Source organism: Providencia rettgeri (genome assembly GCF_001874625.1).
Taxonomy (GTDB): Bacteria; Pseudomonadota; Gammaproteobacteria; order Enterobacterales; family Enterobacteriaceae; genus Providencia; species Providencia huashanensis.
Genome location: NZ_CP017671.1, coordinates 3,787,299 through 3,801,659 on the forward strand (window position 1 = coordinate 3,787,299; position 14,361 = coordinate 3,801,659).

The following is a 14,361-nucleotide window of genomic DNA, read 5'->3' on the forward strand; positions in this document are numbered from 1 at the left end:
CTACTGTGTTATATCTAAAGCTCGTCTCACTGGAGCAAAGCTTTTGCGATGGAATTCGGTTGCGCCATATTGCGCTAATTTTTCTAAATGGTAAGCCGTAGGATAACCTTTGTGCTTAGCAAAGCCATATTCAGGGAAGGTTTTATCTAGTTCGACCATTTCGCGATCTCTAATAACCTTCGCCAATATAGAGGCGGCACTAATTTCCTGTACAAGGCTATCCCCTTTGACAACCGCCTGTGCTGGCATCGGTAATTCAGGGCAACGATTGCCATCGATCAAAACAAACTCAGGAACAATTGCTAACCCTGCGACTGCACGTTGCATGGCTAACATAGTTGCATGCAGAATATTTATTTTATCAATTTCTTCAGGTTCTGCACGACCAATGCACCAACACAACGCTTTTTCCTGGATTTCATCAAATAGTTTTTCACGTTTTCTTTCCGTGAGCTTTTTTGAATCAGCGAGACCAATAATTGGATTGTTAGGATCGAGGATCACGGCAGCAGTTAACACAGCCCCGACTAATGGACCACGACCTACTTCATCCACACCAGCAATCAAATTGGCTTTTGGATAGATAAATTCCATTAATTTTTAACCAAATCTAGTACTGCCTCAGCAGCTTGTTTATCTGCATCACAACGAATACGCTGATGCAATTGCAAAAAGGTTTGTTTCAAGCTATCAACCTGCTCTCCGCCATCTAATAATGGAATAAGCTGTTGTGCTAATTGTTCAGGTTGACACTCTTCTTGTAGTAATTCTTTTACTATCTCTTTTTCGGCCAGTAAGTTAGGCAAAGAAACATAGGGTGTTTTTACTAAGCGTTTTGCTAACCAAAAAGTAAAAGGTTTCATACGATAACCCACAACCATTGGGCATTTTGTCAGCATACATTCAAGCGCAGCAGTGCCAGAGGCTAATAAAGTTGCATCTGCAGCTATCATTGCATCGCGTGCTTGACCATCAAGAATATGAACCTGTAATTCAGGCGCAGTACTTTGCTTGATAGCATCAAATTGCTGACGGCGTTTTTCATTCACCAACGGAACGACCACATGCAAGTCAGGAAACCGCTGCTGTAAAATTTTAGCTGTATTGAGAAAGTCTGCGCTGAGCATTTCCACTTCTGAATGGCGACTCCCCGGCAATAATGCTAAACATTTTACACTTTCAGGGATATTTAGACGAACTCTAGCTGCGTGCTTATCTGGATGTAATGGGATTGCATCTGCCATTGTATGACCGATAAAGCGACAAGGGACATTGAAACGATCGTAAAACGCTTTTTCAAATGGTAAAAATGCTAATACTAAATCAGTGGAACGACCGATTTTAAATACCCGTTTTTGGCGCCATGCCCAAACCGACGGGCTTACGTAATGGATCGTTTTGACCCCTTTTGACTTTAAACGACCTTCTAAGGTGATATTAAAATCAGGCGCATCAATACCAACAAAAACGTCAGGTTGCAACTGAGTAAAACGCTGAGTTAAATCTTTACGAATGGATAATAAGCGAGGTAAACGACCAAGGACTTCAACCACGCCCATCACAGCAAGCTCTTCCATTTCATACCAAGCTTCACAACCTTCAGCTTGCATAAGCGGCCCTGCAACACCGACAAAACGTGCATTAGGGACTTGCTCTTTAAGCGCTCGTATAAGGCCAGCGCCAAGAATATCACCAGAAGTTTCTCCGGCAACAAGGCCAATAGTAAGTGGACGGTTGCTATTCACCGAAATTCGCTCCTTAATAAAGGCCTAAGCTCGTTAACCCCAAAGTAGGGATTAACGGATAATACCACGTTTAGATTGCGCAGAATCTTCCAAGAAATCGCTGAATACTTTAACGTACTCATTAAGCTTTGCAGCTTCCGCGATTTCTTCACGAGCTTCCTCTAACGATTTCCCTGAACGATATAACGTTTTGTATGCATTACGAATTGCATGCAACGAGTCTTTTTCAAAACCGCGACGTTTTAAACCCTCAAGGTTTAAACCAAATGGGGTCGCATGATTCCCTTGCGCAATAACATAAGGAGGGACATCTTGTGCAACACCAGAGCAGCCACCGACCATAACATGTGCACCAATTTTACAAAACTGATGTACAGCTGTCATCCCACCAATTATGGCGTAATCACCTAATGTAACATGACCACCTAATGTCCCATTATTGGCAATGATGCACCGATTGCCAATCAGGCAATCATGAGCAACATGGACGTTAACCATTAACAGGTTATCATCACCGATTTTGGTCAGCCCTACGTCTTGGACAGTGCCTCGGTGAATAGTTACGCTTTCTCTAATACGGTTTCTATCACCAATTTCAACACGTGTTGGTTCACCTTGGTATTTAAGGTCTTGGTTTATTTCGCCAATTGATGCGAATTGAAAAATGACATTATCACAGCCGATCTTTGTATGGCCATTGACCACAACGTGGGATTTCAGCTCTGTACCTTCGCCAATTTCAACATTCGCGCCAATATAACAAAAAGGGCCAATTCTAACATTGGCTCCAATACTAGCCCCATCTTCTACGATAGATGAGGGATGGACATAGGCTGTTTTGTCAATCATATCAGACCTCACGACGACGGGCGCACATCATTTCTGCTTCGCAGGCCACTTCTCCATCAACTTTTGCAACACCTTTAAAACGTGCTACACCACGGCGTTCTTTAATGAATTCAACCTCTAAGACCATTTGGTCTCCAGGTAGAACCGGACGTTTAAAACGTGCATTATCAATCGCAGCAAAATAGTACAGTTCACCAGGTTCTAATTTACCGGCGCTTTTAAACGCAAGAATACCTGTGGCTTGAGCCATTGCTTCTAAAATTAACACGCCAGGAAAAATAGGTTTGCCTGGAAAATGGCCTTGGAAAAATGGCTCATTAAATGAGACATTTTTTACTGCGCGCAAAGATTTGCCTTCTTCGAAATCTAATACACGGTCAACCAAAAGAAATGGATAACGGTGCGGAAGCAGTTCTAAAATTTCTTCTATATTCAGAGTATGATTATCACTCATCGAAATACTCTTCCTGTCTATTAATACGGTTTAATTAATGAATCGGCCCGCTTTAACCATAAATTAGGTTAACTGGCAGGCCGGAAAACGTAACTCAGATGACTATTTTAGCCTGAATTACAAAATGATTACTGATTTTTTTGATTTTGGCTATCTAATTCACGCTCAACATGTTTCAGCCGTTTATTCATCTCATTGATATTTAAGACTAAAGCAGCTGTTTTACGCCAAGCTTTATTAGGCTGTAAAGGAATACCTGAAGAGTAAACTCCCGGCTCAGTGATTGGTCTCATGACCATACCCATTCCCGTTACCGTTACCTTATCGCAAATTTCCATATGGCCATTGATTACACTGGCACCACCAATCATACAATAACGGCCAATTTTTAAACTGCCCGCCATGATGACACCACCAGCAACTGCTGTATTATCACCAATAATGACATTGTGTGCAATTTGACACTGATTATCGATGATAACCCCATTGCCAATTATTGTGTTATCCAATGCACCACGATCAATCGTTGTATTTGCGCCGATTTCTACTCGTGAACCAATAATTACGGTGCCTAATTGGGGGATTTTGACCCAATTACCACGATCATTTGCATAGCCGAACCCATCGGAACCAATCACTGTTCCGGATTGAACCAAGCATTGCTCGCCAATTTCAATATTGTGGTACACACTCACATTTGCCCACAAGCGGGTCTCTGCACCTATACGTGTGTTTTTACCCACAAAGCAACCTGCGCCAATCACCACGTTATCGCCTAGGATTACACCACTTTCGATAACGGCATTTGCACCTATTGCCACATTCTCACCGAGTTTTGCGTCTTCTGCAATCACTGCGGAGGGATGGATATTTTCAGCTGGGCTCGGAGTTGTATCCATAATTTGAGCCATGTGCGCATAAGCAAGGTATGGGTTATCCACAACCAATGCTGCGACTTTACAGGCTGCAAGATCTTTTGCTGTGAGAACAACCGCTGCAGCTTGGCAATCAGCCAATTTATCACTATAACGGCTATCAGATAGAAAAGTAATCTGTTGATTATTCGCTGAATGCATTGGAGCAATACTGGTGATGACAATATCGCCATCACCATGTAGTTGCGCATTCAACTGCTGAGCAAGGTCAGCCAATCGAATTGAAGACATCTATTATTTAACCTGTTTTTGAACCTGACTGGTGATGTCTACGCTATCTTTTGCATAAGCAACTGCATTTGCATCGATAACAACATCATAGCCTTCTTTAGCAGCTACAGATTTAATAGAATCCTGAATACGTGTTAAAATTTTAGTACGCTCTTCACCTTGACGACGACGGTTGTCTTCTTCAAATTTTTGAGCTTTTTCAGCGAACTGGTCACGTTTAGTCATGAGTTCTGCTTCAAGTTTTTCACGTTCAGTTTTCTTCATAGTTGCACCATCACGGCGCAATTTATCAACTCGAGCTTGTAAATCTTTCTCTAGATTTTGTAACTCAGTTGCGCGACTTTTGAACTCACTCTCAAGCTGTTTAGCAACGGCTTCACGTGCAGGCATTTTTTGGAAAATTTCACCAACATTTACAATAGCGATTTTCTCAGCATAAGCACCCGCAGACATTGCTAAAGCAATACTAACACCCGCTGCACACAACAATTTTTTCACACTAAACTCCTTAACCCATATGTATGGCTGGAAATTTTGGTTGCTCCCACAAAATTATGGGAGCCTTCATAGATAGAAACTAGAGTAGATTACCACGTTCTACCAATATTAAATTGGAACTGTTCTGATTTATCCCCTTCGTAGTCCTTAATTGGCTGCGCATAAGAGAATACCAATGGCCCAAGAGGAGACATCCATTGTAAAGCAATACCCGCAGAAGCACGGACATTACTTGCTTTACCATAGTCAGGCATACCTGCACGCCAAGCAGCGGGAATACTGTTCCAATTTGTGTCCCATACCGTACCAGCATCGACAAACAAAGAAGTACGAACAGAATTCGAATATTTCTCGTCAATAAATGGTGTAGGGGTAATTAACTCAAATGATGCTGCGTACATAGCATTACCACCGACCGCATCACTTGATGGACTTCCAGGTTCAGGTTGATCTTTACCATTAATTTTCTTCAGGTAAACCGCTTTCGGACCGATATTGTTCGAGCGGAAACCACGAATGGTGCTAGAACCACCCGCATAGAAGTTTTCATAGAATGGCATTTGCTTACTACCGATACCATCCCCATAACCCGCTTGTGCACGGCCAAGAACCACCCACGATTCGTCTTCATCCAATGGGTAATACTGTGCTGTATCAAAACGCAGTTTATAGTATTCGTTATCAGAACCAGGAATAGTCACTTTAGCAGACAAGTTAGTTTTATTACCTGATGTCGGGAAGAAACCGCGGTTTAACGAGTTGTAAGTCCAACCTAAGTTAAGCGTGAAGTCATCTGCATCAAAACTTTCTTTATTACGCCCATTTTCTGTGACTGGTGGGTTTTTACCCATAGAATCAAGGTAATCCCACATCGCAGCTTGTGCACGCATATCAGAAAGTCGGTTATGTACATAACCGGCACCAACACGGAAAGAGTTATTCTCATTGAATGGGAAACTTAAGAAACTATCTAAACCATACGTTTTGTTGTTATAGCCTGATAGATCTGCATCTTTCGCACTAAAATCATTATAGAAAATGCGCCCACCTAAACTCACACCGTTAACGGTGAAGTAAGGATCAGTAAATGAGAATTCAACGTTTGTTGAATAGTCATTCTTACTTGCGTTAATACCAACCGCATTCCCCGTTCCTAACCAGTTATCTTGTGTTACACCGACTTGGAAACTTACACCACTCTCAGTACCAAAACCGATACCAAAGTTCATAGAACCCGTATTACGTTCTTTAACTTTGTAGATAACGTCAACTTGGTCAGGGCTTCCTGGTACACGTTGAGTTTCAACATCAACAGTTTCAAAGAAACCAGTACGATTGAGGCGTTCTTTACCTAATTCGACAAGGTCATTACCAAGCCAAGCGCCTTCCATCTGACGCATTTCACGGCGCAGAACAGTATCTTTACTGGTATCATTCCCTTGGAAACGAATTTCACGTACATAGAAACGGTTACCAGCATCAATGTTGAGATGCAACTTAACTGTTTTATCTTCATCATTGATTTCAGGTTGAGTCATAACCCGAGGATAAGCATAGCCATAGCGACCAAACATTTCTTTAATTTGGTTTTCCATGCGTGTCACTTGCGCACCGTTATACAGCTCACCCGGAGTGATAGTGATTAGCTCTTGGATTTCAGCTAAGTGTTCTGCTGTATTACCATTAACCTCAACACCAGAAATTTTATACTGGTCGCCTTCGGTAATGTTAATCGTAATATAAATTCCTTTTTTGTCTGGTGTCAGACTAACTTGGGTTGAATCTATATTGAAACGAGCGTAACCGCGATCAAGGTAAAAACTGCGAAGTGTTTCTAAGTCACCCGCCAATTTTTGTTTCTGATATTTTTGGTCAGCAGCAAGGTTCCACCATGGTACATCATCACGCAATTGCAGTTTATTGACTAATTCTGCAGTCGTGTAATTTTTGTTACCAACAATGTTAATTTGCTGAATTTGCGCAGAAACACCTTCAGAGAAAACAAATTTTAGGTCAACACGATTACGTGGTAAAGGCGTTACAACCGCTTTTACTGTCGCGTTATATTTACCTACACTGTAGTAAAAGTCTTCTAAGCCTTTTTCAATATTCGCAATTGTTGTGCGGTCAAGCGCCTCACCAACACGGATATTTGAAGCTTCCAAGTTCTGCTTAAGCATGTCATCTTTGACAGATTTATTACCTGTAAAAGTGATACTTGCGATAGTTGGGCGCTCTTTAACTTGAACGATCAGCGTGTTTCCATCACGCAGGACCCTAACATCTTCGAAGTTACCGGTTGAAAATAGGGAACGAATCGAACGACTGATATCTTCGTTATCAACCGAATCACCGACCCTAACTGGCATGTTCAATAATGCTGCACCAACGGCGACGCGTTGTAGACCTTCGAAACGAATGTCTTTAACTACGAATCCGTCTGAACTGTATGCAGTGGCGCTGCTGAAAAGCAGCGACGCTATGAGCAACTTTTTCATCGCCATCGTTGTTATGCGTATTCCTTACTGGTCCCCAGCTTATAAAAATTAGAAGCGAGAGAAATCATTAAAAAGTGCAAGTCCCATTAACAGAATCAATGCCATTGCACCTATCCGAAAACTAAAGTCTTGTACTCGCTCAGACACTGGACTTCCTTTAATTTTTTCAATTAACAAGAAGAGCAAGTGCCCCCCATCTAAAACAGGCAGTGGAAACAGATTGATGATACCTAAATTGACGCTAATAAGCGCAATAAACATCAAATAATACACCAAGCCTGATTCGGCTGATACCCCCGCACCTTTTGCGATAGATATCGGACCGCTTAAGTTATTGAGTTTGACATCCCCAACAACCAGTTTACCCATCATGTTGACCGTTAATTTCATTAACTGCCACGTTTTATCACTGGCTTGGTAAAACGCAGAAAATGGCCCATACTGCTGTACCATTTTATATTCATCCGCTAACGGTAACACTGAAAGTTCAACGCCCGCAAACCCAATTTTTTCACCACGCTGACCATTTTGGCTGTCAGGGGTTAGAGTGAGAGGGATCAAATGTTGTGACCGCTCTACCTCAAGTTTCAATGGTATTCCAGGGTTATTACGAATAATACGCGTCACTGGATTCCAAAGACCCAATGCCTCCCCGTTAACACTAACAATTCTATCACCCGGCTGTAAACCCGCACGTTCACCAGCCAAACCTTCAGTGACTTTTTGAATAACAGGGTCAATTCTCACAGATACTGGCATAATGCCAATAGACAGTATCGGGTCTTGTTTTTCTGGATCAAATTGCCAATTGGTTAAATCAACCGTTTTTGTAATCGGCTCACTGTAGCCCTGTGGCAATACTTGAGCCGTTAATTCACGATCACCAATTTTACCGACCAATGCCAAACGCACTGAATTCCAATCAGGTGTTTCGATACCATCAATGGCTTTTAGTTCCATTTTTGGTTCAAAATTTGCTATGGCGGCGATAGAACCGCTTTTTACATCCTCAATAATTGGTTTCACCGAAGGAACACCAATCATAAATACTACCCAGTAGACAACAATAGCAAGTAAAAAGTTCGCAATTGGCCCTGCACTAACAATGGCAGCCCGCTGCCCAACCGTTTTATTGTTAAATGCTTGGTGCCGACGCTCAGGAGAAACTTCGCCAACTCGCTCATCAAGCATTTTGACATAGCCCCCTAGCGGGATCATTGCTAATACAAACTCAGTACCCTGTTTATCTACCTTACGCCATAACGTTTTCCCAAAACCAATGGAGAAACGCTCAACATAAACACCACAACGGCGAGCAACCCAAAAGTGCCCAAATTCATGTACTGTAATCAGCACACCAATCGCAATAATAAACGCCGCTAAGCTCCAAATAAATCCCATTTATCTTCCTAAAGACCAAAACCGTTAAAAACTAACAAATTTAGCCCAGCAAAAACTGGAATCGCTGCTGTCAGGCTATCAATTCGGTCAAGAATACCGCCATGCCCCGGAATTAAGTGGCTACTGTCTTTAATACCTGATTGACGTTTAAACATACTTTCTGTTAGGTCACCAAACACAGATACTACAACAACAATAATCGAAGTCACTAGCAAATAATCAGGCATCACAGGGATTGGTGCAAATGTGCTAAACAACCACGATATCACCCCTGCGGTAATCAAGCCCCCAATTAAACCTTCCCATGTTTTCCCAGGAGAAACTTTCGGCGCCATTTTATTCCGCCCAATGGTGCGGCCAAATGCATAAGCACCTGAATCAGCCCCCCAAACAAGTAACATAACGTACAATAACCACCATGCACCAAAGGATGTATCACTTTGATAACCAATAGTTCTAAGTACCATCATGCCGCAATAAAATGGAATAATAGTTAATGCACCGAACAGCAAGCGGACAATGACCGATTTACCCCACGATGCCGATGCAGGATAAGTCACGACTAAAAGAATTGCGACAACCCACCATGCCAGACCGGCCCACAAGCCGTAGAGGATCATCGGCTCAGAGGAAAATGATGTTATATCAGGAACAGCTAATTGAACCGCAAGTAATATTATTGCAAAAACAATAGCTAGCCCTATACGTTTAACTTGCGAATGCCAGCCTGCGAACTGCGCCCATTCCCAAGCACCTAATGCACAAACTGCAATCACGACAAAACCAAAATTTGCTGGAGAAAGCAAAAACAAAGCTGCAATAACGATTGGTATTAATACTATTGCAGTAAGTAAACGGTATTTCAGCACATCTTTCCCCTATTATTTGACGAGTTCATCATCTGATTCAGCTCCACCATAACGACGCTCGCGCTTACTAAAAGCATCAACTGCATCCTGAAACACCATTTCATCAAAATCTGGCCACAAAACGTTGGTGAAATAAAATTCCGCATAAGCGACTTGCCATAACAGGAAGTTGCTGATGCGATGCTCCCCTCCTGTTCTTATAACCAAATCGACATTTTCTTGGTCATGCATACAAATTTCACTATTAATGGTTTCTTCATTGATATCATCAATAGAGAGTTCACCATTTTGTACTTTCGAAAATACCTGTTTCACACTGTTGGTTATATCCCAACGGCCACCGTAATTTGCGGCAATATTCAGTTTCAAACCTGTATTGTTTTGCGTGAGTGCCTCTGCCTTATCGATTCTTTTTTTGAGACGATCACTAAAACGACTTACATCACCGATAACCTTTAATTTTACATTGTTTTTATGCAGGTTTTTAACTTCATTGTCGAGAGCAAAAACAAATAATTCCATCAAAGAACTCACTTCTTTTTCTGGCCGTCTCCAGTTTTCACTACTAAATGCATACAGTGTAAGGGAGCTAATTTTATTTTTTACCGCAAAACGCACTGAATTACGAACAGATTCAACACCTGCCTTATGACCTGTAATTCTGAGTTTTCCTCTCTGTTTAGCCCATCGCCCATTACCATCCATAATGATAGCGACATGCTTAGGTATCATCGAATCAGAGAGATTTTCACCACTAGAGTTCATTAAATGTTAATCCTTGTGAGTACTGCTTTAAAAATACAGCCCAATAATAACCACTATTATTAAGTTTGCTGATAAGACACATCCTTAATTCGCTACAAAATACTATGTTATCTTTCTTTTTTTAAACACATCACATATTAAAGATATAATGTGGCTATCAGCAACTAAATAAATCACATACTGAGGTTAAACTGCCTGAGCGATTATTTTTACCGCATTTTTGCGGGCTTGCTCATCGATTTCTAAGACCTCATCAATAGAAACTGGTTCAGAAAAAACTTGTGCATCTAGTACTTTGTGGTTAATTTTTGCTATATCTGTAAAACGAATTTTACCGTTAAGGAAAGCAGCAACGGCCACTTCATTTGCTGCATTTAATGCAGTTGTTGCCGCTTGGCCTTCATGGCAAGCATCTATAGCTAACTTCAAACAAGGATAACGTTGATAGTCTGGCTGAACAAACGTTAATGATGAAAGAGTGGCAAAATCGAGAGGTTCTGCACCAGACATTATACGTTGAGGATAAGCCATACTATATGAAATTGGTGTGCGCATATCAGGCGTACCCAATTGAGCAATCACACTGCCATCTTTATACCGTACCATTGAATGGATAACTGACTGAGGGTGAATAATGACCTCCATCTGCTCAGCACTCGCATTGAAGAAATAACAAGCTTCAATATATTCTAGCCCTTTATTCATCATTGTCGCCGAATCTACTGAAATTTTTCTTCCCATCGACCAATTCGGGTGATTGCAGGCTTCATCAGGTGTCACGTTATCAAAATGAGATAATGGGGTATCTCTAAAAGGGCCGCCTGAGCCAGTTAAAACAATACTTGATATACCAGAAGCAGATAGATCAGCAAACCCTAAATTAAGCTGAATAACTTCAGGTAAGCTTTGAAAAATAGCGTTATGCTCACTATCAATAGGAAAAACTGTCGCATTGTGTTGACGAATCTCATTAAAGAATAAACGGCCACTCGTAATCAGAGACTCTTTATTCGCTAATAATATTCTTTTGCCTTTTCTGATCGCGGCTAAAGTAGGAAGTAAGCCCGCCACACCAGTAATCGCTGACATAACTTGGTCAGCATCGTCAAGCCCTGCGAGCTCAATTGCAGCTTGGTTTCCTGACAACACTTCCGTTTTATTGTTATTTTCAGTCAAAATAGCCCGTAATGCTTTGGCTGAAGACTCATCCGCCATTGATACATATTTCGGATTAAACTCAAGGCATTGTTTAGCCATTTCAGCAACGTTTTGCCCTGCGACTAAAGCAAGAATTTGAAATTTTTCGGGGTTTTGGCGAACAACAGAAAGTGTATTTGTACCAATTGAGCCTGTGGAACCTAGGATTGTCAGACGTTTCATAGTGATTGGTTACTCTGTATTAAATCAATACTGAGATTATATCAGCTTAGAGGTTAGAAAGGATTTTTTAATAGATATGAAAACAACAAAGCCACACTAACACATACTTTTTACGGTATGCTTTGGTGGCTTTATATCAAGATGGATTAAAACTCCATCAATTCCGTTTCTTTTTGCGCTAATGACTCATCAACTTTCTTGATGTAGCTATCAGTCAGCTTTTGGATTTCATCCTGTGAACGGCGCTCGTCATCTTCACTAATTTCTTTATCTTTCAGTAAAGCTTTGACTTTATCGTTAGCATCACGGCGAACGTTGCGAACTGCGATACGGCCTTGTTCTGCTTCACCACGAACCACTTTGATTAAGTCTTTACGGCGTTCTTCCGTTAATGGAGGAAGTGGAACACGGATAACTGTACCTGCTGATGAAGGGTTCAAACCTAAATCAGAAGCCATAATCGCTTTTTCAATAGCCGGTGACATGCTACGGTCAAAAACAGAAATTGCTAATGTACGGGAGTCCTCAACCGTCACGTTAGCTAACTGACGTAGAGGTGTTGCTGAACCGTAATATTCAACAGTGATGCCATCTAAGAGGCTTGGAGATGCACGGCCTGTACGGACTTTGCTAATTTGGTTTTTAAATGCTTCTAGGCTCTTTTCCATACGGTCTTGAGCATCTTTTTGGATTTCATTAATCACGTTTTCAACCCTTAAGAACTGGTTATTAAAGGCCGCGATGCGACCTCGCTTAAATAGTCTGAATTTATGTTAGATAATACATTTAAACTCAGGTTATGTCTCTGAGTATTAATTGTGAGAAATCAGGGTACCTTCATTTTCACCCATTACGGCACGGCGTAATGCGCCCGGCTTATTCATGTTAAAAACACGAATAGGTAAGTTATGATCGCGCGCCAGAGTGAAGGCAGCTAAGTCCATCACTTTAAGTTCACGTTCCAGAACATCTTGATAGCTCAGGGTTTCATAAAGAACTGCTTCAGGGTCTTTAGCTGGATCTGCTGAATATACACCATCAACTTTAGTGGCTTTTAATACCACATCCGCTTCAATTTCAATCCCACGTAGACATGCCGCTGAGTCCGTTGTAAAAAATGGATTCCCTGTTCCGGCAGAAAAAATAACAACACGGCCGTGGCGTAATAAGCTGATTGCTTCAGCCCAGCTATAATTATCACAGACACCGTTTAGTGGAATTGCAGACATTAACCTTGCATTCACATATGCACGGTGTAACGCATCACGCATAGCGAGCCCGTTCATCACTGTCGCTAACATCCCCATGTGGTCGCCGACAACACGGTTCATACCAGCTTGTGCCAAACCAGCACCACGAAACAGGTTACCACCGCCAATAACCACACCGACCTGTATACCCAGTTCTATGAGTTCTTTAATTTCCTGAGCCATACGATCTAAAACGCTAGCATCGATACCAAAACCTTCTGCACCTTGTAAGGCTTCGCCACTTAATTTAAGCAGAATACGTTGATAAACGGGTTTTGCATTGGTTGCCATGGTGTTCTGTCCTAACAGATTATTTATTGGGGTAACACACGTAGAATAATGGTTTTCTACGTACCTAAATTTAAAATTAGAATACGACAGTTATACACTAAATAGTTCGAGCTACATGTTGCTGTTATGCCAACGGCTCCGAGGGCGGAGTTATTCTCCGTTTGCAGTCGTAAAACAAGGCTAATACAGCTTGAAATATAACGTGTATAAAACAGAGCCGCCAATCGGCGGCCCTTAAGTTGCTTACTTGCTCATTGCAGCAACTTCTGCTGCAAAGTCAGTTTCAACTTTTTCGATACCTTCACCAACTTCATAACGGATGAAGTTAGAAACAGTAGCACCTTTTTCTTTCAGTAAGTCACCAACAGATTTGCTTGGGTCCATTACGAAAGGCTGGCCAGTCAAAGAGATTTCGCCAGTGAATTTGTTCATGCGACCAGTAACCATTTTTTCAGCGATTTCGCGTGGTTTACCAGATTGCATTGCGATGTCTAACTGGATTTGATGCTCATGAGCAACAACATCCGCAGGTACATCATCTGGAGTCACATATTCAGGTTTGCTTGCAGCGATGTGCATAGCAATGTGTTTTAGTAATTCTTCGTCTGCGCCTTCGCCAGCGACTAAAACACCAATACGAGCACCGTGCAGGTAGCTACCTACTTGTGCGCCTTCCAGAATATCAACACGACGGATATTGATATTTTCACCGATTTTAGCAACTAAAGTTGTACGAGCTTCTTCGAATTTTGCTTTCAGCGCTTCGATATCTGCATTTTTGTCCGCAACAACAGATGCTAAAACTTCTTTACCAAATGCTAAGAAACCAGCATCTTTAGCAACGAAGTCAGTTTCACAGTTCAGCTCGATCAGAGCGCCTGTTTTGCCATCGTTGAAAACTTCGGTCAGGATAACACCTTCAGCTGCAACACGACCTGCTTTTTTAGCCGCTTTTGCTTGACCTGATTTACGCATGTTATCGATCGCTAATTCGATGTCGCCATTAGCTTCAACAAGTGCTTTTTTACATTCCATCATACCTGCGCCAGTACGTTCACGCAGTTCTTTTACCAATGCAGCGGTAATTCCAGACATGTGATTTATTCCTCGATATTCCCCGTGAGAGTCTTCCTCACGTGGATAGTTCTGATTCATATATAAAAGGGGCCTTTATCAGGCCCCTTCTAACATATAG

The 14,361-nt window shown here is 41.7% G+C and carries 14 protein-coding genes; all 14 read right to left on the reverse strand.

Going from position 1 to position 14,361, the window contains the following annotated elements; translation table 11 throughout:
• The gene (rnhB, locus tag RB151_RS17540; RefSeq protein ID WP_071548569.1) at positions 1–594 is read right to left on the reverse strand and encodes a ribonuclease HII; all 594 of its coding nucleotides are present in this window, start codon (positions 592–594) and stop codon (positions 1–3) included.
• A complete protein-coding gene (gene lpxB / locus RB151_RS17545; RefSeq protein ID WP_071548570.1) occupies positions 594–1,751 on the reverse strand; it encodes a lipid-A-disaccharide synthase in 1,158 nt (385 codons plus the stop codon). Before lpxB ends, rnhB begins: the two co-directional genes overlap by 1 nt.
• Positions 1,752–1,796: 45 nt before the next feature.
• Positions 1,797–2,594: an acyl-ACP--UDP-N-acetylglucosamine O-acyltransferase gene (gene lpxA / locus RB151_RS17550; RefSeq protein WP_042848976.1), complete on the reverse strand. Its 798-nt coding sequence runs from the start codon at positions 2,592–2,594 to the stop codon at positions 1,797–1,799.
• A gap of 1 nt (position 2,595) precedes the next feature.
• The gene (gene fabZ / locus RB151_RS17555) at positions 2,596–3,048 is read right to left on the reverse strand and encodes a 3-hydroxyacyl-ACP dehydratase FabZ (RefSeq protein ID WP_042848977.1); all 453 of its coding nucleotides are present in this window, start codon (positions 3,046–3,048) and stop codon (positions 2,596–2,598) included.
• A 128-nt stretch (positions 3,049–3,176) separates the two neighbouring features.
• Positions 3,177–4,214, reverse strand: a complete 1,038-nt coding sequence (gene lpxD / locus RB151_RS17560; RefSeq protein WP_042848978.1) for a UDP-3-O-(3-hydroxymyristoyl)glucosamine N-acyltransferase — start codon at positions 4,212–4,214, stop codon at positions 3,177–3,179.
• 3 nt (positions 4,215–4,217) lie between these two features.
• Positions 4,218–4,712 (reverse strand): molecular chaperone Skp, encoded by a 495-nt coding sequence (gene skp, locus RB151_RS17565; protein ID WP_042848979.1) that lies wholly within the window; start codon positions 4,710–4,712, stop codon positions 4,218–4,220.
• Positions 4,713–4,801: 89 nt separating this feature from the next.
• The gene (gene bamA, locus RB151_RS17570; protein ID WP_042848980.1) at positions 4,802–7,216 is read right to left on the reverse strand and encodes an outer membrane protein assembly factor BamA; all 2,415 of its coding nucleotides are present in this window, start codon (positions 7,214–7,216) and stop codon (positions 4,802–4,804) included.
• 42 nt (positions 7,217–7,258) lie between these two features.
• On the reverse strand, positions 7,259–8,611 hold the full coding sequence (gene rseP, locus RB151_RS17575) for a sigma E protease regulator RseP (RefSeq protein WP_042848981.1): 1,353 nt from the start codon (positions 8,609–8,611) through the stop codon (positions 7,259–7,261).
• An 8-nt stretch (positions 8,612–8,619) separates the two neighbouring features.
• Positions 8,620–9,480, reverse strand: coding sequence for a phosphatidate cytidylyltransferase (gene cdsA / locus RB151_RS17580; RefSeq protein WP_042848982.1), 861 nt, complete (start codon positions 9,478–9,480; stop codon positions 8,620–8,622).
• A 12-nt stretch (positions 9,481–9,492) separates the two neighbouring features.
• Positions 9,493–10,245, reverse strand: coding sequence for a polyprenyl diphosphate synthase (gene uppS / locus RB151_RS17585; protein WP_042848983.1), 753 nt, complete (start codon positions 10,243–10,245; stop codon positions 9,493–9,495).
• A gap of 186 nt (positions 10,246–10,431) precedes the next feature.
• A complete protein-coding gene (ispC, locus tag RB151_RS17590) occupies positions 10,432–11,625 on the reverse strand; it encodes a 1-deoxy-D-xylulose-5-phosphate reductoisomerase (protein WP_042848984.1) in 1,194 nt (397 codons plus the stop codon).
• A gap of 146 nt (positions 11,626–11,771) precedes the next feature.
• Complete coding sequence (gene frr, locus RB151_RS17595; protein WP_042848985.1) at positions 11,772–12,329, reverse strand: ribosome recycling factor; 558 nt, start codon at positions 12,327–12,329, stop codon at positions 11,772–11,774.
• Between the two features lie 108 nt (positions 12,330–12,437).
• On the reverse strand, positions 12,438–13,166 hold the full coding sequence (gene pyrH, locus RB151_RS17600; RefSeq protein ID WP_042848986.1) for a UMP kinase: 729 nt from the start codon (positions 13,164–13,166) through the stop codon (positions 12,438–12,440).
• A gap of 243 nt (positions 13,167–13,409) precedes the next feature.
• On the reverse strand, positions 13,410–14,261 hold the full coding sequence (gene tsf, locus RB151_RS17605; RefSeq protein ID WP_042848987.1) for a translation elongation factor Ts: 852 nt from the start codon (positions 14,259–14,261) through the stop codon (positions 13,410–13,412).
• Positions 14,262–14,361: the final 100 nt, after the last annotated feature.